Consider the following 22,410-nt stretch of genomic DNA (forward strand, 5'->3'; position numbering starts at 1 on the left):
GCGTCAGTCGGGGACCACCAGCACCCGCGCGTGGAGCACGCTGCGCTGCTGCAGCGCCGCTCTCAGGGCCCGGTGGAGCCCGTCCTCCAGGTAGAGCGCGCCTCGCCACTGCACCACGTGGGCGAACAGGTCTCCGTAGAAGGTCGAGTCCTCCGACAGCAGGTTGACCAGGTCCAGCGTGCGCTTGGTGGTCACGAGCTCGTCCAGGCGCACCTGCCGCGGGGGCACGGCGGCCCACTGGCGGGGGGTGTCGCAGCCGTGCTCGGGGTAGGGCCGGGAGTCTCCGACGCGGGCGAAGATCACCCCGTCGAGCCTACGCCGCGCCGTCCGGACGCCCTCAGGCGACGACCGCCAGGTGCCGTCGGCGGGTGCTGGGCACCGGGGCGCGACCGTTAGCCGCGGGGGGCGTCCCGCCGACCAGCAGGGCCCCCGAGCAGGCGGTGCACACCCGCTCGGGACACGCCTCGCCGTGCCCCTCGGCACACGGAGGGACCTCGAAGGGCCGCGGCCCCGAGCACCAGGGGCAGTGCAGCTCCTCCAGCACGTCCTGCGGCACGCGGACCTCCTCGCACGGCACCGCAGCGGCGCCTCCTCGACGACCCGGGCACCGTCCCAGAGGGGTCTGACAGTCCGGTCCGCGGCCGGGTGACGCAGCGGGGCCCGGACGCTGCTGCGTCCGGGCCCCGAGGGCGGAGGATGCGGGATTTGAACCCGCGAGGGCGTTAACCCAACCCGCGTTCCAGGCGAGCGCCATAGGCCACTAGGCGAATCCTCCGTGGGCGACATTACCGGACGGGTGCGGCGTCCGTCAGCGGTCCCCCGTTCCCGCGGCGCGCCACGGGCCGATCGGACCCGCGGCGCAGGGGCGCTACAGTGGGCGCGGCCCCTCGTGCGGCGCCATCCTGCTGAACCCCCCCAGGGCCGGAAGGCAGCAAGGGCAGGTGGGCTCTGGCGGGTGCGCGAGGGGTCCTTCCCTGTCCGGCCCCGCTGTCCACAGGCGCTGCAGCGGTGGCCCCGAGCTGTCGGAACCCGGCGGGAGGATGCTGACGTGGCCACCGCTCTGTACCGCCGCTACCGCCCTGACTCGTTCGCCGAGGTGATCGGGCAGGAGCACGTCACCGACCCCCTGCGCGCGGCGCTGCGGTCGGGACGCATCGGCCAGGCGTACCTCTTCTCGGGGCCGCGGGGCTGCGGCAAGACCACCTCGGCGCGCATCCTGGCCCGCTGCCTCAACTGCGCCCAGGGCCCCACCGACACCCCGTGCGGCACCTGCGACAGCTGCGTGGAGCTCGCCCGGGGAGGCCCGGGCAGCCTCGACGTGGTCGAGATCGACGCGGCCAGCCACGGAGGCGTCGACGACGCCCGCGAGCTGCGCGAGCGCGCCACCTTCGCCCCGGCGCGAGACCGCCAGAAGGTCTTCATCATCGACGAGGCGCACATGGTGACGCCGCAGGGCTTCAACGCCCTGCTGAAGATCGTCGAGGAGCCGCCGCCCCACATCGCCTTCATCTTCGCCACCACCGAGCCGGACAAGGTGCTGGGCACCATCCGCTCGCGCACCCACCACTACCCGTTCCGCCTCGTCCCGCCCCAGGTGCTGCAGGCGCACCTGCAGCAGGTCTGCGAGGCCGAGGGCGTCCAGGTGGGCCAGGGCGTGCTGCCGCTGGTGGTGCGGGCGGGCGCGGGCTCGGTGCGCGACTCGCTGTCGGTGCTCGACCAGCTGGCAGCGGGAGCCGGTCCGGCCGGCATCGACTACGAGCACGCGGTGGGCCTGCTCGGGTACACCCACGCGACCCTCCTGGACGACGTCACCGCGGCCTTCGCCGCCGGCGACGGCGCCACGGTCTTCCAGGTGGTCGATCGGGTCATCTCCTCCGGGCAGGACCCGCGCCGCTTCGTTGACGACCTGCTCCAGCGCCTGCGCGACCTCGTCGTGGTGCAGGCCGTGGGGGATCGCGCCGCGCAGGTCTTCCCCGGCGTCCCCTCCGACCAGCTGGAGCGGATGGCGGTGCAGGCTGCCGGATTCGGCGCCGCGCAGCTCTCCCGCGCCGCGGACCTCGCCAACACCGCCTCCACCGAGATGACCGGCGCCACCTCCCCACGCCTGCACCTCGAGCTGCTGTGCGCCCGGATGCTGCTGCCCGCCGCCGACGACGGCGAGCGCGGCCTCGCGGCGCGTCTGGACCGCGTCGAGCGGCGCCTCGCCGTCCCCGGGGGAGTGCCCGCTGCCGGTGGCGCCTCGCCGGCGGAGCACGAGGGCGCGGCCCGTGCTCTGCACCCCGTCGCCGCCGACCTGCCCGGGGAGCCTCCGCCGGGCGACGACGGCGAGCCGCGGGGCGCCCGGCACGTCCGCGACCTCATCGCCCGCCGCCGCGACGGTGGCGTCCCCGCCCCCGTCCCCGCTGCGCAGCCGGCCGGCCCACCGGCTGAGCGCCACGAGCGCGCTGAGGGCCAGGACAGGTCTGCGGCTCCAGCCGTGCCGGCCCCCTCCCAGGCCGCACCCCCGTCGGACCCGAGGCCCCCCGCCGCGGCTCCGACCGCGGCGGACCCTCGCGAGTGGCCTGACGACGGACCCGCCGCTCCGAGCGCTGCCGCTCCCGCTGCGGAGGCCGGGCCCGCGGCTCCGCCCGCCCGTGAGGAGGCGGTCCCCGCAGCCACGGGCCGTGCGGGCCAGGACAGCGCGGACGAGCCGTCGCAGCCGAGCGAGGCCGCCACCCCCGTGGCCGTCTCGCCCGACCCGGTCGGTGCGGTGCCGACCGGTGGGCCGGCCGGTGCCCACTCCACCGAGGCCGTGCGGCGGATGTGGCCCGAGGTCCTGGACCACCTCGCCAGCGTCAAGCGCCGCACCTGGACGCGGGTGAGCCAGGACGCCCAGGTCGTCCACGTCGACGACCAGCGCGTCGTGCTGCAGTTCGCCCGGCCCAACACCCTGCAGGCGTTCAGCATCGGCCCCCACGCGGACTTCGTCCGCGAGGCGCTCATCGCCGTCATCGGGCTCGACCGGCAGGTCGTCGCCACCAACGCGGGCGCCCCCGTCCCGGGGGCCTCGTCGGCGCCCGCGGGGGGACGCGCGGCCCCGGTGGCCCCTGCACCCGCTCCCGTCGCCGCTCCTCCTGCCGAGCGCCCCACCGCTCCCGCTCCCGCCGGCGCCGAGCGTCCCGCTGCTCCCAGCGGCGCTGCGCGCCCCGGGCACGGGACGGCGGCGCCCCCCGCCGACGCGGACGAGCCCGTGCGGCACCGTGACAGCGCCCCCCGAGACGACGCACGCGGCAGCGCCACCCCGCGGGGAGCCGGCCGGCCGGACCAGGCGCCGCCTCCCGCGCGGCGCCAGCGCAGCGCCGCCCCGCCCCCCTGGGAGGACGCGCCTCCGCCGGAGCCCCCGGACGACGGTGAGCCGCCGCCTCCGGAGGACGACGACCCCTGGGCCGACGCCGGACAGCTCTCCCGCCAGCGCCCCGCGGCGCCGGCGGCTCCGTCGTCCTCAGGGGAACCGCGCGCAGCGGCGACGCCGCCACCTGCCCCCGAGCGCGGCCCGGCGCCCTCCACCGCGCCGGCGGGCGGTGCCGCTCCGACCGCTCGGCCTGCCGCTCGGCCTGCCGCGCAGCCCACCCCGCAGCCGTCCCACCAGCCCGCGCAGCGCGCGGGAGCGGCGGGGCGCCCCCTCAGCGGGGCCGACCTGGCCCGGTCCGCCATGCGCTCCGCGGCCGCTGCCGGGGGCGCGGTGTCCGGGGACGGGGGCGGCGCCGGCAGCACCGCCGGCCGCGGGCCGCTGGCTCCCGAGGACGAGCCGAGCCGGGACGACCCTGATGCCGAGGGCTCGGGCCAGGTCGGCCTGCCCGTGGTGCAGCGCCTGCTCGGAGGCCGGGTGCTCTCCGTCGACGAGCGCCGCTGAGGCCACCTCTGGCGTCCGGCCCGAGCGGTCGGTGCTGCCACGTAGGCTCGACGCGTGTACGAGGGCGCGGTCCAAGACCTCATCGACGAGCTCGGGCGGCTCCCCGGTGTGGGGCCCAAGAGCGCCCAGCGCCTGGCGTTCCACCTCCTCGCCGCTGATGAGGACGAGGTGGCCCGCCTCGTCTCGGCACTCACGGAGGTGAAGCGCCGGGTGAGGTTCTGCTCGGTGTGCGGCAACGTCGCGCAGGAGGAGCAGTGCCGCATCTGCCTCGACCCGCGGCGCGACACCACCGTGCTGTGCGTGGTGGAGGAGCCGAAGGACGTCGTCGCCATCGAGCGCACCCGCGAGTTCCGCGGCCGCTACCACGTGCTCGGCGGCGCCATCAGCCCCATCGAGGGCGTCGGTCCTGACGACCTGCGCGTGCGCGAGCTGCTGTCGCGCCTGGCCTCGGGCGAGGTCACCGAGGTCATCCTCGCCACCGACCCCAACCTCGAGGGGGAGGCGACCGCCACGTACCTCGCGCGGATGCTCAAGCCGATGGGGCTGCGCGTCACGCGCCTGGCCTCGGGCCTGCCCGTCGGCGGCGACCTGGAGTACGCCGACGAGGTCACGCTCGGTCGCGCCTTCGAGGGCCGTCGCCTCCTCGACGTCTGACGCGCCGAGGGGCGCCCCGCCGCAGCGGGACGCCCCTCGGGTGGTGCTGGTGGTGCCGAGCCGCCTGGGGCGGAGCTCAGTCGCCGATGCGCTGACCGTCCTTGGACGAGAACAGGTGGATGTGGTTCGACTTGGGGACCACGCGCACCGTGGAGCCGGCCTGAGGAGGACGGCGACCGTCGACGCGGGCGATGATCTGCTGCTCGGAGGAGCCCAGCTTCGCGCGGCCGTACAGGTAGGCGTCGGCGCCGAGCTCCTCGACGACGTCGACCTCGACGGGCAGGCCGTCGTCAGCGAGGTCGAGGTCCTCCGGACGCACACCGATGGTGACCGTCGAGCCGGTCTCCTGCAGCGTGTCGCGGGGCACCGGGATCGTGGTGGAGCCGAACTTCACGCCGCCGTCGACGACGTCGAGGTTGAGCAGGTTCATGGCCGGGGAGCCGATGAAGCCGGCCACGAAGACGTTGTTCGGGTGGTCGTACATGCGGCGCGGGCTGTCGACCTGCATGAGCAGACCGTCCTTGAGGACCGCCACGCGGTCACCCATCGTCATGGCCTCGACCTGGTCGTGGGTCACGTAGACGGTGGTGACGCCCAGGCGGCGCTGCAGCTGCGCGATCTGGGTGCGGGTCTGCACGCGGAGCTTCGCGTCCAGGTTGGACAGCGGCTCGTCCATGAGGAACACCTGGGGCTGGCGCACGATCGCGCGGCCCATGGCGACGCGCTGGCGCTGGCCACCGGAGAGGGCCTTCGGCTTGCGCTCGAGGTACTGGGTGAGGTCGAGGATCTTCGCGGCCTCGGCGACGCGCGTCTTGATCTCGTCCTTCTTGACGCCGGCGATCTTCAGGGCGAAGCCCATGTTGTCGGCCACTGTCATGTGCGGGTACAGCGCGTAGTTCTGGAACACCATCGCGATGTCCCGGTCCTTGGGCTGGACGTCGGTGACGTCGCGGTCGCCGATGAGGATGCGTCCGGAGTTGACGTCCTCGAGGCCGGCGAGCATGCGCAGGGAGGTCGACTTGCCGCAGCCCGACGGGCCGACCAGCACGAGGAACTCGCCGTCGGCGACCTCGAGGTTGAGCTTGTCGACCGCGGGGCGCTCGCCGCCCGGGTACAGGCGCGTCGCGTTGTCGTAGACCACAGAAGCCATGAGAAAGCGTCCTCCCACCGGCAGGAACGTGCCGGACGATCCGAGTGAGGGACTCCGCCTGGCCGTCGGTGGCCGTGCGGAGGGCTACCGGCGACCGAGGTGGACGCCGGTGTCCGCGGCCCATAGTGCCCTAGACGGGGCGATCACGGAACCCCCGTACCTGCGACTCAGCCTCTGAGAACGCTCACAAGGTGCTGGAGCAGGGCTGAGACGTCCTCGGGGGTGCCCACGCGGAACTCCGCCGCGGTCTCGCCGTCGCCCACCTTGACCCCGACGTCACCGGCGGCGGGTTCGAGGGCGCCGAAGGCGTCCTCGTCGGTGACGTCGTCCCCGGCGTACAGCACCACCGGCCGGGTCCCGGTGCGCTCGGCCAGCCGGTCGCGCAGCGCGACCAGGGCGCTGCCCTTGTCGGCCTCGACCACGCTGAGCTCGACGACCTCCTTGCCGCGCAGCGCGCGCACGCCCTCCCACGCGCCAGGACCGTCCGCGACGAGCCGGGAGGCCTCGGCGGCCGCGTCGCGGGCCGCCGAGCGCGTGTGCAGCACGGCCCCGGCCGGCTTCAGCTCCAGGTGCGTCCCCTCGTGGGCGTCCGCCACGGCCCGCACCGCCTCCACCACCCGCGCGAGCAGCGCGCGCTGCTCGTCGTCGAGGTCGCTGGGCACGCCGTCGCCCTCGGCGCCGTGGCTGGCCACGAGCAGGGCGCCGTCCGGCGGGTCGGCCACCTCGCGCAGGGAGGCCATGGCCCGGCCGCTGACCAGGGCCACCGACACCCGGTCCACGCGGGCCAGTGCGGCGAGGGACGCGGCGCTGGCCGGCAGCGAACGCGCCGCACCGGGCTGCTCGACGATCGGAGCGAGCACCCCGTCGAAGTCGAACGCGAGCAGCACCGACGGCGCTGCGGACAGGGCGTCGATGGCGGCGCGCAGCTCGCTGAGCAGCGCGCCGTCACCCCCCGCTGGAGGCGAGGACGACGACGACGGCGACGCGCTCACCGGGCACCCGCCGCGGCCTGCTCGGCCTCCGGGGTGGCGGCCCCGGAGCCCTGTCCCGTCTCCAGGGCCGAGAGGAACGCCTCCGCCCAGCGCGTCACGTCGTGCGTGCGCACGCGCCGTCGCAGCTGGCGCATCCGGCGGGTCTGCTCCTTCTCCGGCATCTCCAGCGCCTGGTGGACCGCGCGCTTGAGGCCGGAGATGTCGTGGGGGTTGACCAGGAGCGCCCCGCCCAGCTCGTCGGCGGCGCCCGTGAACTCGCTGAGCACCAGCACGCCGCGCTCGTCGAGCCGTGAGGCCGCGTACTCCTTGGCCACGAGGTTCATGCCGTCCCGCAGCGCCGTGACGAGCATGACGTCGGCGGCCTGGTAGAGCGCGGACATCTCCTCGCGCGGCTGGTTGTGGTGCAGGTAGTGCACCGCCGCGCGCCCGATCGAGCCGTGCTCGCCGTTGATGCGGCCCACGGCCAGCTCGATCTCGTCGCGGAGCTGGCGGTAGCTGTCCACGCGCTCGCGGCTGGGGGTGGCCACCTGCACCAGCACCGTGTCCTCGGGGTCGACGACGCCGTCGTCGAGGAGCTCCCCGTAGGCCTTGAGCCGGTGCATGATCCCCTTGGTGTAGTCCAGCCGGTCCACGCCGAGCAGCAGCTTGCGCGGCGCTCCGAGCTCGAAGCGCACCTCGGTCACCCGCGACTGCACCGACGGCTGCGCGGCCAGCTCCTCGTAGGCGGGCGTGTCGATGGAGATCGGGAACGCCGCGGCGTGCACCTGGCGCTCTCCGCGGTCGTCGTCGCGGACGGTGATGCGGTGCCGTCGGCTGTCGAGCCCGAGGAGGCGCCGGCAGACCCGCAGGAAGTTGTTGGCGTCGGACTGCCGCTGGAAGCCCACGAGGTCTGCGCCCAGCAGGCCCTCGACCACCTGCCGGCGCCACGGCATCTGCGCGAAGAGCTCGTACGGCGGGAAGGGGATGTGGTTGAAGAAGCCGATCTTGAGGTCGGGGCGCAGCTCCCGCAGCACGGCCGGCACCAGCTGCAGCTGGTAGTCCTGCACCCACACCGTCGCCCCGCGGGCGGCCTGGGCGGCGGCCGCCTCGGCGAAGCGCCGGTTGACCTTGACGTAGGCGTCCCACCAGGCCCGGTGGTACGTCGGCACGGCGATGACGTCGTGGTAGAGCGGCCACAGCGTGTCGTTGGAGAAGCCCTCGTAGTAGGTCGAGACCTCCTCCTCGGACAGCGGCACGGGCACGAGGTGCATGTCCTCGCCGTCGAACGGCTCCGGCGCCTCGCCGGCGTCTCCGCTCCAGCCGACCCAGGCGCCCTCCGCGCGGCGCATCACCGGCTCCAGCGCCGTCACCAGACCGCCGGGGGAGGTTCGCCAGGAGGTGCTCCCGTCGTCAGCGACCACGCGGTCGACGGGGAGCCGGTTGGCCACCACCACGAAGTCGTACTCGCCCACGGCCTGCGGCACCGGCGTCAGCTCCCCGCTCGTCCAGCAGCTCCCACCGGCCCCCCGGGAGCTGGCTCGGACCCGACCCTAGGCGGGCGTCGTCCGCCCCGCGACCGCCGCCCCGCCGCGCCGCGCCACGCGAGGGGGCCCTCCGCCGCGTACCGTGGCGGGGTGGACGCCAGGACCTCGGGGCTCGGCGCGCGCGACAGCGCCGCCCTCCGCGCGCCCGGTCCGCCCACCGGGACGCCGGCGTCGCAGGGCCCCGCGACCCCGTCGGTCATCGGCCGGCTGGGCCCCTACCGCCTCCTGCAGGTCATCGGCGGCGGCGGCATGGGCGTGGTCCACCTGGGGCTCGACCCGGCCGGGCGGGCGGTGGCCATCAAGGTGCTGCGACCCCACGTCGCCGCCGACCCGTCGGCGCGCAGCCGCCTGGCGCGTGAGGTCGACGCCCTCCAGCGGGTGCGCTCGCCGCGCGTCGCCGAGGTCCTCGACGCCGACCCCGACGCTGACCAGCCCTACGTGGTCACCGAGTTCGTCCCCGCTCCGCCGCTCGACCTGCTGGTCGAGCGCGAGGGTCCCCTCGGGGGCGCCGCGCTCGGCCGCCTCGGCCTGGGGCTGGGCGACGCGCTCGCAGCCATCCACCACGCCGGGGTGGTCCACCGGGACCTCAAGCCGGGCAACGTGCTCGTGGCCGACGGCGACCCGGTGGTCATCGACTTCGGCATCGCGCAGGTGGCCGACGACGTCCGGCTCACCAGCGCGGGCCTGGTCATGGGGACCCCGGGGTACCTGGCGCCCGAGGTGCTCGACGGCGCGTCCCCCACCTCCTCCGGCGACTGGTGGGGCTGGGCCGCCACCCTCGCCTTCGCCGCCACGGGCCGCCCCCCGTTCGGCACCGGGCCGTCCGAGGCCGTGCTGTCCAGGGTCCGACGGGGCGCGGCGGACGTCACCGGCGCCCCGGAGCCGCTGGTGGGCCTGCTGCGGTCCGCGCTGTCGCCGGAGCCCTCGCTGCGCCCCCCGCCGCGACGCCTGCGCCAGGCCGTGCAGGCGCTCCTGGACCCCGACGTCGGCACGTGGCCGCCCGTGCGCACCGGCTCCAGCGCCGCGCCCACGGCGGCCGTGCCGCTCCACCGACCCGCTGCACGCACCTCGGCCGTTCCAGCTCTGCACGTGCAGCCCTCCTCCGCGCAGTCCTCCACCGCGCTCCCCGAGACCACCGTCATGCCGGAGGCGGCGCCGCCGCTCGACGGCGCCCCGCCGGAGGCCGCTCCCGTCCCCTGGCCCGAGCCGGCGGCCCGCAGCAGCGGCCCCGCCCGGAGGGCCGAGGCGCCCACCGAGCTGGTGGGCGGGCTCGCCGCCGCCCGGCCCGAGCGGTCGGAGAGCACCAGGGTGCTGCCCTCCGAGGCGCCCGTGACGCGCCCGCACGACAGCGCTCAGCACGACCGGACCCAGGTGGTCCCTCCCTACGACGGGACCCACCGCGCCGGCGCTCCGTACGAGCCCCCGCCGGGCTACGAGCGGCCTGCGCCCCCGGCGCCGGCCCCCCCGTACGCACCCATCGGAGAGGGGGCCGAGCAGGGCCGGCCCGCCACCGGCGCGGTGCTGCTCCTGCTGCTGCTCGTGGCCGTGGCGCTCGGCGCCGTGGCGCCGCTGGTCGCGGCGTCCGCCGTCGCCGTCGCCGTCGTGCTGGCGCGCACGGTCGACAGGTCGGTCGCCGCCGTGGTCCGCCGGCGCTACGAGCGGGGCCCGCGCCGCTCCGACGGCACCGTGGCGGCGCTGGCGCTGCCGGGCCAGCTGCTGGTGGCCCTGTTCGCGTCGCTGCCCGCCCTCCTGCTGCCCGCGGCCATGGCCGTCAGCACCGCCTTCCTCGTGGGGTGGGCCATCGCGCCGCAGAGCACCCCCGTGCCGGGGCAGGCGCTGCCGCTGGCGGCGGCCGTGCTCGTGGGAGCGGTGACGGCCTGGTGGGGGCCGGGCAGCCGGACCGTGCGCCGAGGCTCCCGCACGGCGGTCCGCGGGGCGCTGCCCGGACGGACCAGCAGCCGCGTGGCGGTCTCCGTGCTGGCGCTGGTGCTGGTGGCCTGCGTCATCGTGGTGGTGAACAGCGGCGGCACCCCTGACTGGACCCCGCTGACCGACGCTCCACCCGGCCTGGGCTGACGACGCCGGGCCGTCCGGCGGGAGCCGCAGGCCCGCGCCACGTCGACGTCCAGCGACCTCCCAGGCGGCGCCCGTAGCCTGGGGAGCTGACCGGACACCCTGGAGGAAGCCCCGTGCCCGACCGGCCCACCACCAAGGACGCCCGCCGCGACGCCGCGCGCGAGAAGGCCCGCCAGATGCGGGAGGCGCAGGCCCGCAAGCAGCGGCGCAACCGCGTCCTCGCCATCTCCGCCGCTGCCGTGGCGCTGGTGCTGGTCGTCGGCGCCGTGGCGTTCGGCATCAGCCGCGCCGGTGGGGGCGAGCCCGCAGCCGCGCCGCCCGGGGTCACCGCTGACGGGGGGATCGTGCTCGGCAAGAGCGACGCCCCGCACACCATCACGATCTTCCAGGACTACCAGTGCCCGGTCTGCAAGGCCTACGAGGCCGCGGTCGGCCCGTGGCTGGACCAGCAGGTCCAGGCGGGCACCACCAAGCTCGAGTACCGGCCGCTGACCTTCCTCGACAGCCAGTCCGGCGGCACGAAGTACTCCACGCGCGCGGCGAACGCCGCGTACTGCCTGGCGGGTCAGCAGGGGGCGGACTTCTACGAGTTCAACACCGCCATGTACGTGGAGCAGCCCGAGGAGGGCGGCACCGGCCTGACCGACAGCAAGATCGTGTCCATCGCGAAGGCCGCCGGCGGTGACGTCGGCACGTGCATCGCGAACGGCACCTACGACGACTTCGCCCAGCAGATGAACGACGCGGCGTTCAAGCTCACGGACTCCCAGGGCCAGCGGGTGGTCAACGGCACCCCGACGGTCCTCGTCGACGGCAAGCTGCTCCAGAACTCCCAGGGCGGGGCTCCCGGCCAGCAGGAGCTGGCCCAGGCCATCGGCGTCGCGGGCTGATGAGCGCTCGCAGCGGCGTGCGACCCCCCGCTCCGCGCGCGTCGTCGTCCTCCGCTGTCTCCGAGGACGACGACGCACCGCGAGTCGCCGAGGGACACCTCTCCGCGGACCCGGTGCCCCCGCGCCGCCTGGGGCTGCTGCTGACCGTCGGCGGCGTGATCGGCTTCCTCGCGGCGTTCACGCTGACGGTGGAGCGCATCAAGCTGCTCCTCGACCCGACGGGCTACACGCCGTCCTGCGACATCAACCCGTTCATCTCCTGCGGGTCGGTGATGGTGACCTGGCAGGCGCGGCTGTTCGGGTTCCCCAACCCGCTCATCGGCATCGCGGCCTTCGCCGTCGCGACCACGCTGGGGGTCCTCCTGCTGTCCGGCACCCCGCTGCCGCGCTGGGTGCGGGCGGGCTGGCAGGTGGGCATCACCCTGGGGTTCGTCTTCATCTGCTGGCTGATGACCCAGAGCCTCTACTCGATCAAGGCGCTGTGCCCGTGGTGCATGGTCGCCTGGGCGGTGGTCATCCCGATGTTCTGGACCACCACCGTCGACTCCCTCGACCGCGGGACCATCCCGGTGCCGCGGGGAGCCCGCCGGGCCGTCGCCGCGCTGGTGGAGTACCGGCTGCTGCTCACGGTGCTGACGGACCTGCTCGTCGTCGTCCTCATCGCCCAGGCCTTCTGGGACCAGTGGGTCGCCCTCGTCTGAGGGTTCTGAGCCTCAGGCGCCGAGGGTCGAGGCGCGCAGCACCAGCTGCGCGGGCAGCACCGTGCGGGGCGGCACGTCACGCCCGTCCACGGCGTCGAGCAGCAGCTGCGCAGCGCGCCGCCCCACCTCGGCCAGGCGCAGGTCCACGGTGGTCAGGGGCGGGCGCGAGGCCAGCGCCATGACGTCCCAGTCGTCCACGCCCGTCACGGCGACGTCGTCGGGGACCGACCGGCCCAGCTCGCGCAGCCGGTCGCAGACCCCTCGGGCGATCTGGTCGCTGCCGCAGCTGACGGCGTCGAGGTCGGGGTGGTGGCGCAGCAGCACGTCCACGGCCTGGCGGCCCCACTGCTCGCTCCAGGCGCCGAACAGCGGCTCGCCGGCCAGCGCCCCGCCGAGCGCACCGACCACGGCTGCGGCCCGCACGCGGGCGCTGTGGTGCTCGGGCCAGCCGGTGACGTGCCCGACGCGTCGGCGGCCGAGGTCGAGCAGGTGCCGGGCGGCGTCGGCGGCGCCGGCGGCGTCGTCCACCACGACGTTGGTGTCGCCCTCACGGGCCGAGGGCTGGAAGGCGTAGACCACCGGCACAGCACCGGCGGCGGCGCCGAGGTCGACCGGTGGGCGCGGGTCGGTGCGCCGGCCCGTGACGATGACGCCGTCGACCCTGCGGCTCGCCAGCATCTTCAGCAGGTGCTTCTCGCGCAGGGCGTCGTCGCGGGTGTCGCACAGCAGCACCGCCATGTCGCCGGCGCCGAGGGTGTCCTCGGCGCCCTGCAGCACCGGGGCGGTGAAGCGCCCGAAGCTGTCGGTGGTCACGAGCCCCACGGTGAAGCTGCGCCCGGAGGACAGGGCGCGTCCGACCCCGTCCGGGGTGAAGCCGAGCTGCTGGGCCGCCTGCCGCACGCGCTCGACGGTCCCGGGGCGCAGCTGCCCCGTGCCGTTGAGCGCCTTGGAGGCGGTGCCGGGGGAGACCCCTGCCAGTGCCGCGACGTCGACGATGCGCACCGCCGGTCGGCGGTGCACGGTCCTGCTGGTCACTGGCACCTCCTCGCCTCGGAGCGATCGAGCTTTCCTGTCTGTCGTCCCCTGCGGGCCGATCGTAGACCCCATGACCATCTCCACCAGGGGTTGTCTGGTGGGCAGCATCGCGGCTACGGTTCCAGAAAACGTGTTCCTAGCGTTCCGCGACGATGCGAGAGAAGGATCCGCGTGGCCTCGACGACCACCGCCCAGACCACCGCCCAGGGCGCCGGGCCGGCCGGTGCCGCACCGGTGGTCGCCGGCCCCGTCCGCCCCACCCCGGGCACCACGGCGCTGCAGCCGGTGGCCCCCGGCGCCGCCCGCATCACCGGCGGCTACTGGGCCGACCGCCAGCGCGCCAACCGCGAGAACGCCATCCCCACCGGCCGCGAGCGCCTCGAGAGCGCCGGCAACCTCACCAACCTGCGCATCGCCGCGGGCACCGCCCCCGAGGGCGCGCAGGTCACCGGCCCGATCTTCATGGACTCCGACGTCCACAAGTGGCTCGAGGCGGCGGCGTGGGAGCACGGGCGCGAGCCCAGCGAGCAGCTGCTCGGCTGGATCCGCGAGCTCACGGCGGAGGTCGCGGCGGCGCAGGCCGAGGACGGCTACCTCGACTCCGTGGTGCAGGTGCAGGACGGCTCCCTCGGGAAGCGCGGGCGGTACGCCGACCTGCCGTGGAGCCACGAGATGTACTGCGCCGGGCACCTGTTCCAGGCGGCCGTCGCCGTCAGCAGGGCGACCGGTGAGCGCGGGCTCCTCGACGTCGCCGTGAAGCTGGCCGACCACCTCGACGCGACCTTCGGCGACGGCGAGGGGCAGCTGCGCGACGTCGACGGGCACCCCGTGGTCGAGATGGGCCTGGTGGAGCTGTTCCGCGAGACCGGTGAGCGCCGCTACCTGGAGCTGGCGCGCTGGATGGTCGAGGCGCGCGGCACCGGGATCATTGAGGGCCACGGCAAGGAGCCGACGTACTTCTCCGACCGGGTGCGGGTGCGCGAGGCCACCACGGTGGAGGGCCACGCGGTGCGCGCGGTGTACCTGACCGCCGGTGCCGCCGACGTGGCCGCGGAGACCGGTGACGCCGAGCTGCTGGCCGCCCTGGAGCGGCAGTTCGCCCACATGTGGGCCACGAAGACCTACATCACCGGCGGCCTCGGCTCGCGCTGGGACTGGGAGGCCTTCGGAGACCCCTACGAGCTGCCCAGCGACCGCGCCTACGCCGAGACGTGCGCCGCCATCGGGGGGATCCAGTGGGCCTGGCGGATGCTGCTGTCCACCGGGGACGCCCGTTACGCCGACGCCGCGGAGCGCATGCTCCACAACGGCTTCCCCGCCGGCGTCTCCCTGAGCGGTGACGAGTACTTCTACGTGAACCCGCTGCAGTTCCGGGACGGCTCCCACCCCTTCGAGAACCGCAGCCCGGCGCACGGCCGCCGCGGCTGGTTCGACTGCGCGTGCTGCCCGCCCAACATCATGCGGACCCTCTCCAGCCTCGACGGCCACCTCGCCACCACGGGCGCCGTCGACGGCACCGAGGGCGTCCAGCTGCACCTGTTCGCGCCGAGCTCGCTGACCGCGCAGGTCGAGGGCGTCGGTCCGGTGCGCCTGGCCGTGGAGACCGGGTACCCGTGGGACGGCGGCGTCCGGGTGCAGGTGGAGGAGGTCGGTCAGGGGGAGCCCGTCGACGGCGCGCAGTGGACGCTGTCCGTGCGCGTCCCCGCCTGGGCCGCCGGGGCCACCGCCCGCGTCGGCGACCAGCAGCTCCAGCCGCAGCCCGGCACCTACCTCCGCGTGACGCGCGCCTGGGCCGCCGGTGACGTGCTCCAGCTCGACCTCCCGCTCGACGTGCGCCTCTCGCGCGCCGACCGCCGCGTCGACGACGCCCGCGGCGCCGTCGCCCTCGAGCGCGGCCCGCTCGTGTACGCCCTCGAGCAGGTCGACCAGCCCGAGGGGGTCCTCGTCGACGACGTCGTGGTCGACGCCGGCGCTCCGGTCGGCGTGGAGCGTCGCGACGACCTGCTGGGCGGGGTCGTCGTCCTCCACCCGCGCGGCCGCTCCGCTGGGCACGAGGGCGGTGGGGCCACCTGGCTGCCCGCGGCCGAGCCCGAGCCGGCGCCGGGGAGCGACGTCGAGCTCACCGCCGTGCCGTACGCGGTGTGGGCCAACCGCGGCGTCGGCCCGATGCGGGTCTGGCTGCCCGTGCGCTGACCGGGAGCCTCCCCAGACCCCGCCGGGTCCGCCCGTCCAGCAGGGCGGACCCGGCGGCACCCAGCACGGAAGGGGGCGCAGCGGTGCGCACCAGACGGGAGTTCCTCGCCCTGGCGGGGCTCGCAGGCCTGGCCGGCGTCTCGCCGGCGCTCGCGGGGTGCGGCAGCGGAGTGCTGCCGGCCCCCGACACCACCGCCGCGGGCTTCGGGCAGGACGCCACCGGCGTGCTCCGCCTGTGGGCCCGCTCCGACACCCAGACCGGCACCCAGGCGGTGGTCGACGCCTTCCACGCCAGCCAGGACCGCATCCGCGTGGAGCTCACCCCCGTCCTCGGCACGCAGTACGTCACCAAGCTCGCCACGGCCATCCGCGCCCGGGCCGTCCCGGACCTGCTGGCGATGAACGACATCGACACGATCCTGTTCATCGTCCGCGACGTCTTCACCGACCTCACCGACCTCGTGGCCCAGCTGCCGGGGCGCGAGCAGCTGAGCCCGGGCCAGACGGCGCTGTCGACCCTGGACGACAGGGTCTACGGGCTGCCGTTCCTGGCCGACGACTCCGTGCTCTGGCACAACACCGAGCTGCTGGGCCGCGCGAGCGTCGACCCGGCGTCCCTGACCGACCTCGACGGGTGCCTGGCCGCCGCCCGCGCCGTGCGCGAGCTGGGCGGCGACACCTACGGGTGGTCGCTGGCGGGCAACGCCAGCGGCATCATCGGCTTCGTCACGCAGCCCCACACCTGGGCCGCGGGGACCGACATGATCTCCGGAGAGGTCGGGGAGCAGCGCGGCGGGATCGAGGGCAACGGCGCCCTGCGGGCCGTCCTCGACTTCTACAGGACGATGTGGTCCGAGGGCCTGATGCCCCGCGGCAACTTCTCCGACACCGGCACCTCGTGGGGCTCGGACTTCACCGCCGGCGAGGTCGGGCTGCTGCCCGGCAACTACTTCGCCGCCGTCATGGACCAGCCCGCCGAGGTCGCCGCCCGCACCGGCGTCTCGCTCCTGCCCGGCCCCACCGGCGGGGTCTCCTTCTTCACCGGCGGTGACAACCTCTGCATCCCGCGTGGCGCGCAGAACGCCTCGGCCGCCTGGGAGTTCACCCGCTTCGCGCTCGACGTGGCGCAGCAGGAGCGGCTGCCGGTGGGCGGCTACTTCCCGGTCCGCGCCGACGCCGCGACCGACCGCTACCGCGAGGAGTTCCCACTGGCCGTGGCCCCGCTCGAGCAGATCCGGGCCGGCTACGCGCCGCGCACCCTGTCCTACAACCTCCTCTACAACCAGCCGGACAGCCCGTACTTCGAGATGTTCAGGCGGGCGGTGTTCGACGGTGACGTCGACGGCGCGATGGCCGGGGCGCAGAGCGCCTACGACCGCGTCCTCGAGCAGGCGCAGCGATGACCGCGCAGCAGGGGCGCAGCACCATCACGCACCGCTCGTCCACGGGCCTGCTGCTCGTGCTGCCGGCGCTGGCGTTCGTCGTCGTCTTCGTGCTGGTGCCGTTCGTCTTCGCGATCGGCATCTCGCTGACCAGCTGGCCCCTGGTCGGCGCCTTCCGGTTCATCGGACTGGAGAACTTCGCGGCCATCCCCGGCGACACCGCGTTCCTGCGCTCGGTGGGCTACACGCTGCTGTACACGGCGATCGTCACGCTCCCGATCCTCGTGGTCGGCTACCTCATGGCGGTGGTGGTCCGGGCGAACCGCCGGGGCTCCACGCTGCTGCGCACGCTCTTCTTCCTGCCGTACGTCATCGGCCTGTCCACGCTGAGCTTCCTGCTGGTGCTCGAGGCCCAGCCCGGCAGCGGTGCGGTGAACCTCGTGCTCCAGGCCGTGGGAGCCACCGACGGCCAGACGGCGTGGTTCACCTCCGGGCCGCTGGCCACCGCGCTCATCAGCCTGCTGGTGGTGTGGGGCGTCTCCGGGCTGACCATGGTGCTGCTGCTCTCGGGCATGCAGGCCGTGCCGCGGGAGTGCTACGAGTCGGCCGAGGTCGACGGAGCCACCTGGTGGCAGCGCGAGCGCGACATCACCATCCCCATGCTCCGCCGCCCCATCGCCATGAGCCTCATCCTCTCGGTGATCGGCTCGTTCCTGGCCTTCACGCAGTTCTTCGTGCTGACCCAGGGCGGTCCGGGCACCGACACCACCCCGGTGGTGCTCGCCATCTACAACCGCGCGTTCGTGCAGCTGCAGGTCGGTTCCGCCACCGCGCTGTCGTTGGTGCTCGTGCTGGTGGTGGCCCTGGTGACCGCCACCCAGTTCTGGCTGCTGCGCGAGAAGGACTGAGGGAGACGCCCATGGCCACCGCTGCCCCCACCCGCTCCGCCACCGGGGGACCCCGCCGGCCCGGCAGAGGGACGACGACGCCGAGCGCTGCCGGACACGCCGAGTCCCGCACCAAGCTGGTCCTCTACGGGCTGGCGGGGGTGCTGGCGGTCCTCGTCTTCGCTGCGCCGCTGCTGTGGTCGCTGCTGCGGGCCTTCCAGACCAACGCCGTCATCACCGAGGCGCCGTCCTGGGCGACGTTCTTCGACCTCACGGCCGCCAACTTCGCGGCCGTCGGCGGCACCGCGGGGCTCGGGCGGGCGACCCTCAACAGCCTCGTGGTCTCGCTCTCGACGGCCGTGCTCACCGCCGCCGTCGCCACGGCGGCCGGGTACGGCTTCGGCCGCTTCCGGTTCCGCTTCTCGGGCGCGGCCTTCGGGGCCATCGTGCTGACGCTCATGATCCCGTTTCAGGCGATCATCACGCCGCTGTTCATGCAGCTCAACGCCATGCGGCTGACCGACAGCCTGCTCGGGCTGGTGCTCTTCTACACCACCGTGAACCTGCCGTTCGGCGTCTTCGTCATGCGCAACGCCTTCGCCGCGGTGCCCTCGGAGCTGGAGGACGCCGCCTTCGTCGACGGCGCGGGCACCGGCCGGACCTTCTTCTCCGTCCTGCGCCCCCTGGTGACGCCCGGCATCGCCACCACGGCGCTGTACGCCTTCCTGGCGTCGTGGACCGAGTTCCTCGGGGCGCTGACGTTCCTCACCCAGCAGCAGCTCTACACGCTGCCGGTGGCCCTGCTGAACCTGCAGCAGGGTGCGTACGGCGCCGTCGACTACGGGCTTCTGGCCGCTGGGGCGCTCATCGCGATGATCCCGTGCGTGGTGCTCTACGTGGGACTGCAGCGCTACTACGTGGCCGGCCTGGCGAGCGGCTCCCTCAAGGGCTGACCCGCCGTGCGGCCCGCAGCCGGGCGCTCGGGTGCGGTCCCGGGGAGGCCGGGAACAGCAGCGGCAGGCCCGGCTGCGCGGGCTCGAGACGACGGAAACAGCGGTCTGATGGCGCCCTGGCCGCCGATGCGCCACGCGAGCGGCCCTGCTCGAGTGGGAATCAGCGGCGCTCCTCTGGCACTGTAGGGAGTGCCGGCCCGCGTCACGGGTCTGCCCACCGCCGGGGTGCTGACCCGGCCGCGGCGCCCCTGAGCGCTGGTACCTGAACGGATCGTGCGTGTCCCTCGCTGTCTACCGCGGTGTCCTCGCGCGCCGCGGCGTCCCCGCCGTCATCCTCATCGGGCTCTTCGCGCGCATCCCCATCGCGGCAGCGCCCGTCGTCCTCACCCTCCACGTGGTGCTCGACCTCGGGCACGGCTACGGCCTGGCCGGCCTGCTCGGCGCGGCCTTCGCCGTCGGCGCCGCGGTCGGTGCCCCGCTCGTGGGCCGCACCGTCGACAGGGTGGGCCTGCGGCCCGTCGTCGCCGTCACCACCGTCGCCTCCACCGCCTTCTGGGTGGTCGCCCCGCGCCTGGAGTACTCGGCGCTGCTGCCCGCAGCGCTGCTCGCCGGGCTGCTGTCGCTGCCCGTGTTCTCCGTGACCCGCCAGGCGCTCGCGGCGATGCTCACCCCCGAGCTGCGCCGCCCCGGCTTCTCGCTGGACTCGATGGCCGTCGAGATGAGCTTCGCCGTCGGCCCTGCGGCGGGCATCGCGCTCTACACCGCCACCAGCGCCGCGACCACGCTGACGGCGGTGGCCGGGCTCGTGCTCGTGGCGGGTGCGGCGCTGTTCGTGCTCGACCCGCCGGTGCGCGACCCCGAGCTCACGCGCACCCTGGCGGTGGGCGAGCGCGCTGAGCGACCCCGGCTGAGGAGCTGGCTGAGCCGCCCCGTCGTGGCGCTGCTGCTGGTGACCTCGGCCGCCACCGTCACGGTGAGCGGCACCGACACCGCGCTGTCCGCGGTGATGACCTCCTGGGACGCCGTGCCGCACCTCGGTCTGGTCTTCGCGGTGTGGTGCATGGCCTCGCTCGTGGGCGGGTTCGTCTTCGGCGCCATGAAGGACCGGCCGTCCCCGCTGCTCGTGCTCCTGCTGCTGGCGGGCACCGCCCTGCCGGTCTCCCTGGCGGGGAGCTGGCCGGTGCTGGCGCTGCTCGTGGTGCCGACGGGGCTGTTCTGCGCCCCGCTCATGGCGGGCACCGCCGAGGCACTCACCCACGCCACCCCCGCCACCGTGCGCGGCCTGGTGCTGGGCGTGCACGCCTCCGCGCTGACGCTGGGAGACGCCTTCGGCGCGCCGCTCACGGGCGTCGCCGTGGACCGGTTCGGGGCCCAGTGGGGCTTCGCCGCCGTGGGCGCCGCCGGACTGGTGCTGGCCGCGCTCGCGCTGCTGGTCGGCGGTTGGCGGGTCCCGGCGGCAGCGGCGCCCGCCTCGGGCGGCCGCTCGTCGTCGTCCTCGTCCTCCGAGCCCGCCGTGCCGGCACCCCGCGCCGAGTCCGCCGACGCGCTGGCCTGACGCCGCGGCTGCGCGCAGCCCCTAGAAGCGGCGCGGCGGGTTGGTGCAGCCCAGCTGCTCCTCGCTGAGCCGCTCCACCTCCGGCCGGTGCGCCCACACCACCGCGTTCGCGATGACCCGGCGCACGTCGGGGTGCTGGTAGACCGGGTACTCCTGGTCCCCGGGGGAGAAGTAGAAGACCCGGCCCTGCCCGCGCTGGTAGGTCACCCCGGAGCGGAAGACCTCGCCGCCGGCGAAGGTGGACAGGAACACCACCTCGTCGGGGTGGGGGATGCCGAACGGCTCCCCGTACATCTCCTGCTTCTCGATGACGATCGGGTTGGCCACGCCCCGTGCGATGGGGTGCGACGGGTCCGTGGTCCACACGAGCTCGCGCTCGCCCTCGTTGCGCCACGCGAGCGAGCACGTGGTGCCCAGCAGCCGCGTGAAGATCTTCGAGTAGTGCGCCGAGTGGAGCCCGACGAAGCCCATCCCGGCCAGCACGTGGCGGTGGACGCGGGCGACCACCTCGTCGCTGACCTGCTCGTGGGCGGCATGGCCCCACCACAGCAGCACGTCGGTGCCGGCGAGCACCTCCTCGGTGAGCCCGTGGTCGGGCTCGGAGGCCAGCGTCGCCGTGCGCACCACGGCCCGCTCGCCGAGGTGCTCGGTGATGCCCGCGGCGATGGCCCCGTGCATGCCGTCGGGGTAGATCTCCCCGATCCACTCCGGGTGCTGGCGCGCTTCGTGCACGCCCTCGTTCCAGACCGTCACCCGCACCGGGCCGCTCGTCGTCGGGCTCACAGCTGGACCTCCCTGTTCTCGCGCGCCGAGGCGTAGCAGGCGTCGATGATGCGGGCGCGGTCCAGGGCCAGCGACCCGTCGTGGTCCTTCCACGCCGCAGCGCCGCTGCGCACCACGTCGACGAAGGCGTCCACCACCGCGGCGTGACCGCGCCCCGGCTCCACCGGCACGGTCCTGTCGGCGGCCTCGCCGTCCGCCGTGAGCGGGCTGTCGGTGAACAGCCGCAGCTCGCCCACCGGGTCGGGGTTCCCCTCGACGACGAGCTCCGCGCCGCCGTCGGTGCCGCGCACGGTCATGCCCATCTGGTCGACCGGCTCGCGGAACACCGCCCAGGAGGTCTCCAGCTGCAGCAGACCGCCGCCCTCCAGGCGCAGGAAGGCGTGGGCGAGGTCCTCGACCTCGTAGGCCGACACGTCACCGGAGAGCGACTTGCTGCCCCCGCGGCTCCCTCCCAGCCCGCGCGGGCCCAGCTCCGAGAACGTCACGGCGCTCGCGGCCACCACGCGGGGCTCGCCCAGCACGTGCAGCGCCCAGTCGAGGCAGTGCACGCCGATGTCCACGAGCGGCCCCCCGCCGGAGGCCTCAGCGTTGGTGAACCAGCTGCCGAGCATGGGGATGCCCCGGCGGCGCAGCCACCACGAGCGCGCCGCGTACGGCCGCCCCACCTGCCCGGAGGCCACCAGCTGCCGCAGCGCCTGCACGTCGCCGCGCTGGCGGTGGTTGAACACCACCTCCAGCACGCGCCCGGCGCTGCGGGCCGCCTCGACCATGGTGGCGGCCTCGGGGGCGTCGCGGGCGATCGGCTTCTCGCACAGCACGTGCAGCCCCCGCTCCAGGGCGGCGACGGCGATGGGCGCGTGCAGCGCGGTGGGCACCGCGATGCTCACGGCGTCCAGTCCCTCGACCTCGAGCAGGTCCTGCCAGCGCGCCACGCGGTGCGTCACGCCGTGCGCCTCGCCCAGGGAGGCCAGCAGGTCGGCCTCCATGCCCGCGAGCGCGACCACCTGGACGTCCGACCTGGCGGCGTACGCCTCCAGGTGCTGCTGGCCCGCCCACCCGAGCCCCACGACGCCGACCTTCAGGACATCCTCGTCTGGCACGCACTCCGGTCTACCAGCCGCCTGCGGCCGCTGCCGCCCGGGGGACACCATGGGCGCGTGGCAGCTCACGACGACGGGGGCGGGTCCGGGAGGCGCAACCCCGGACCGAGCGCCGCGGCGAGGAACCGCGCGGCGCTGCTGGCCGCAGCGCGGCGGCTCTTCGACGAGCTGGGTGCCGACGTCCCGATGTCCCGGCTCGCCGCCGAGGCCGGGGTCGGCCAGGCGGTGCTGTACCGCGTCTTCCCCGACCGGGCCAGCGCCGTCTGGGAGGTCTTCACCGAGGACCTCACGGCCCTGGAGGCGCTCGCGGACGCGGGCGACCTGCCGGCCCTGCTGGGCGAGGTCTCCCGGTCGGCAGCGCGCTCGACGGGGTTCCTGCAGGTCGTGGCGGGCCACCTCGGTGACCCCCGGCTGGCGGAGGTGGGCGAGCGGTTCGCCGCGGCGCTGGTGCGCTGCCGCGAGCGGACCGCACCTGAGCGCCGGCCGCGGCGCGACCTCACGACCGGTGACCTCCGTCTGGCGGTGCAGATGGTGACGGGCGCGCTCGTCACCACGCCGCGCGGCGAGCGCCTGGGCGTCGCCCGCCGGTCGTGGGACCTGCTGGGGATCCCCGTGGACCTGGACGACGGGCCGCGCTAGCGTCG

18 protein-coding genes, 1 tRNA gene and 1 other RNA gene are annotated in these 22,410 nt (G+C 75.0%); 12 read left to right on the forward strand and 8 right to left on the reverse strand.

Annotated features, from left to right (window positions below; genetic code table 11):
• Positions 1-3: 3 nt before the first annotated feature.
• Both FMM08_RS16850 and FMM08_RS16855 read right to left on the reverse strand, forming a co-directional pair.
• The gene (locus tag FMM08_RS16850) at positions 4-303 is read right to left on the reverse strand and encodes a type II toxin-antitoxin system VapB family antitoxin (RefSeq protein WP_147927533.1); all 300 of its coding nucleotides are present in this window, start codon (positions 301-303) and stop codon (positions 4-6) included.
• Positions 304-690: 387 nt separating this feature from the next.
• Positions 691-775: transfer RNA gene (locus tag FMM08_RS16855), tRNA-Ser, on the reverse strand.
• A gap of 103 nt (positions 776-878) precedes the next feature.
• On the opposite strand from FMM08_RS16855, the gene ffs reads away from it, so the two are divergent.
• From ffs to recR, 3 genes are all read left to right on the forward strand, one after another.
• An RNA gene (gene ffs / locus FMM08_RS16860) (signal recognition particle sRNA small type) lies at positions 879-975 on the forward strand.
• Between the two features lie 73 nt (positions 976-1,048).
• Positions 1,049-3,892 (forward strand): DNA polymerase III subunit gamma and tau, encoded by a 2,844-nt coding sequence (locus FMM08_RS23450; protein WP_147927534.1) that lies wholly within the window; start codon positions 1,049-1,051, stop codon positions 3,890-3,892.
• A 54-nt stretch (positions 3,893-3,946) separates the two neighbouring features.
• Positions 3,947-4,546 (forward strand): recombination mediator RecR, encoded by a 600-nt coding sequence (gene recR, locus FMM08_RS16870; protein ID WP_147927535.1) that lies wholly within the window; start codon positions 3,947-3,949, stop codon positions 4,544-4,546.
• A 76-nt stretch (positions 4,547-4,622) separates the two neighbouring features.
• On the opposite strand, the gene FMM08_RS16875 is transcribed toward recR, so the two are convergent.
• The 3 genes from FMM08_RS16875 to otsA form a co-directional block, all read right to left on the reverse strand.
• A complete protein-coding gene (locus FMM08_RS16875) occupies positions 4,623-5,696 on the reverse strand; it encodes an ABC transporter ATP-binding protein (RefSeq protein WP_147927536.1) in 1,074 nt (357 codons plus the stop codon).
• Between the two features lie 167 nt (positions 5,697-5,863).
• Entirely contained in the window at positions 5,864-6,688 is an 825-nt protein-coding gene (otsB, locus tag FMM08_RS16880) for a trehalose-phosphatase (RefSeq protein WP_147927537.1), read from the reverse strand.
• Positions 6,685-8,151 (reverse strand): alpha,alpha-trehalose-phosphate synthase (UDP-forming), encoded by a 1,467-nt coding sequence (gene otsA / locus FMM08_RS16885; RefSeq protein WP_255472505.1) that lies wholly within the window; start codon positions 8,149-8,151, stop codon positions 6,685-6,687. The genes otsB and otsA overlap by 4 nt, the downstream gene beginning before the upstream one ends.
• A 150-nt stretch (positions 8,152-8,301) precedes the next feature.
• Between otsA and FMM08_RS16890 the strand changes: the two genes are divergently transcribed.
• The 3 genes from FMM08_RS16890 (at position 8,302) to FMM08_RS16900 (ending at position 11,878) form a co-directional block, all read left to right on the forward strand.
• Positions 8,302-10,287: a serine/threonine-protein kinase gene (locus tag FMM08_RS16890; protein ID WP_147927538.1), complete on the forward strand. Its 1,986-nt coding sequence runs from the start codon at positions 8,302-8,304 to the stop codon at positions 10,285-10,287.
• Positions 10,288-10,400: 113 nt separating this feature from the next.
• Complete coding sequence (locus FMM08_RS16895) at positions 10,401-11,177, forward strand: DsbA family protein (protein ID WP_147927539.1); 777 nt, start codon at positions 10,401-10,403, stop codon at positions 11,175-11,177.
• Complete coding sequence (locus FMM08_RS16900) at positions 11,177-11,878, forward strand: vitamin K epoxide reductase family protein (RefSeq protein ID WP_147927540.1); 702 nt, start codon at positions 11,177-11,179, stop codon at positions 11,876-11,878. The genes FMM08_RS16895 and FMM08_RS16900 overlap by 1 nt, the downstream gene beginning before the upstream one ends.
• Before the next feature lie 12 nt (positions 11,879-11,890).
• Here the strand turns inward: FMM08_RS16900 and FMM08_RS16905 are convergent, their stop codons facing one another.
• Positions 11,891-12,913 (reverse strand): LacI family DNA-binding transcriptional regulator, encoded by a 1,023-nt coding sequence (locus tag FMM08_RS16905; RefSeq protein ID WP_255472507.1) that lies wholly within the window; start codon positions 12,911-12,913, stop codon positions 11,891-11,893.
• Between the two features lie 171 nt (positions 12,914-13,084).
• On the opposite strand from FMM08_RS16905, the gene FMM08_RS16910 reads away from it, so the two are divergent.
• From FMM08_RS16910 to FMM08_RS16930, 5 genes are all read left to right on the forward strand, one after another.
• Positions 13,085-15,106, forward strand: coding sequence for a glycoside hydrolase family 127 protein (locus FMM08_RS16910; protein ID WP_255472508.1), 2,022 nt, complete (start codon positions 13,085-13,087; stop codon positions 15,104-15,106).
• Positions 15,107-15,189: 83 nt separating this feature from the next.
• Positions 15,190-16,509 carry an extracellular solute-binding protein gene (locus FMM08_RS16915; protein WP_147927542.1) on the forward strand — a complete coding sequence of 440 codons (1,320 nt, stop codon included), beginning with the start codon at positions 15,190-15,192 and terminating at the stop codon, positions 16,507-16,509.
• Complete coding sequence (locus FMM08_RS16920) at positions 16,506-17,396, forward strand: carbohydrate ABC transporter permease (RefSeq protein WP_147927543.1); 891 nt, start codon at positions 16,506-16,508, stop codon at positions 17,394-17,396. The genes FMM08_RS16915 and FMM08_RS16920 overlap by 4 nt, the downstream gene beginning before the upstream one ends.
• Before the next feature lie 11 nt (positions 17,397-17,407).
• A complete protein-coding gene (locus FMM08_RS16925) occupies positions 17,408-18,328 on the forward strand; it encodes a carbohydrate ABC transporter permease (protein ID WP_147927544.1) in 921 nt (306 codons plus the stop codon).
• A gap of 277 nt (positions 18,329-18,605) precedes the next feature.
• On the forward strand, positions 18,606-19,883 hold the full coding sequence (locus tag FMM08_RS16930) for an MFS transporter (RefSeq protein WP_187279808.1): 1,278 nt from the start codon (positions 18,606-18,608) through the stop codon (positions 19,881-19,883).
• A gap of 21 nt (positions 19,884-19,904) precedes the next feature.
• Here the strand turns inward: FMM08_RS16930 and FMM08_RS16935 are convergent, their stop codons facing one another.
• Positions 19,905-20,666 carry a ThuA domain-containing protein gene (locus tag FMM08_RS16935; RefSeq protein ID WP_147927546.1) on the reverse strand — a complete coding sequence of 254 codons (762 nt, stop codon included), beginning with the start codon at positions 20,664-20,666 and terminating at the stop codon, positions 19,905-19,907.
• Positions 20,663-21,817, reverse strand: a complete 1,155-nt coding sequence (locus FMM08_RS16940) for a Gfo/Idh/MocA family protein (RefSeq protein WP_147927547.1) — start codon at positions 21,815-21,817, stop codon at positions 20,663-20,665. The genes FMM08_RS16935 and FMM08_RS16940 overlap by 4 nt, the downstream gene beginning before the upstream one ends.
• 6 nt (positions 21,818-21,823) lie before the next feature.
• Here FMM08_RS16940 and FMM08_RS16945 point away from each other — a divergent pair, with 6 nt between their 5' ends.
• Positions 21,824-22,405, forward strand: a complete 582-nt coding sequence (locus tag FMM08_RS16945; protein WP_187279809.1) for a TetR/AcrR family transcriptional regulator — start codon at positions 21,824-21,826, stop codon at positions 22,403-22,405.
• The last annotated feature ends 5 nt before the right edge of the window (positions 22,406-22,410 follow it).

The sequence above is a fragment of the Quadrisphaera setariae genome, from assembly GCF_008041935.1.
Classification (GTDB): Bacteria; Actinomycetota; Actinomycetes; order Actinomycetales; family Quadrisphaeraceae; genus Quadrisphaera; species Quadrisphaera setariae.

What these genes read in the sequence shown, in the direction of transcription:
- FMM08_RS16875 (WP_147927536.1), bottom strand. Translation starts at nt 5,696, where the DNA reads ATGGCTTCTGTGGTCTACGACAACGCGACGCGCCTGTACCCGGGCGGC.
- FMM08_RS16900 (WP_147927540.1), top strand. Translation starts at nt 11,177, where the DNA reads ATGAGCGCTCGCAGCGGCGTGCGACCCCCCGCTCCGCGCGCGTCGTCG.
- FMM08_RS16920 (WP_147927543.1), top strand. Translation starts at nt 16,506, where the DNA reads ATGACCGCGCAGCAGGGGCGCAGCACCATCACGCACCGCTCGTCCACG.
- FMM08_RS16925 (WP_147927544.1), top strand. Translation starts at nt 17,408, where the DNA reads ATGGCCACCGCTGCCCCCACCCGCTCCGCCACCGGGGGACCCCGCCGG.
- FMM08_RS16940 (WP_147927547.1), bottom strand. Translation starts at nt 21,817, where the DNA reads ATGGTGTCCCCCGGGCGGCAGCGGCCGCAGGCGGCTGGTAGACCGGAG.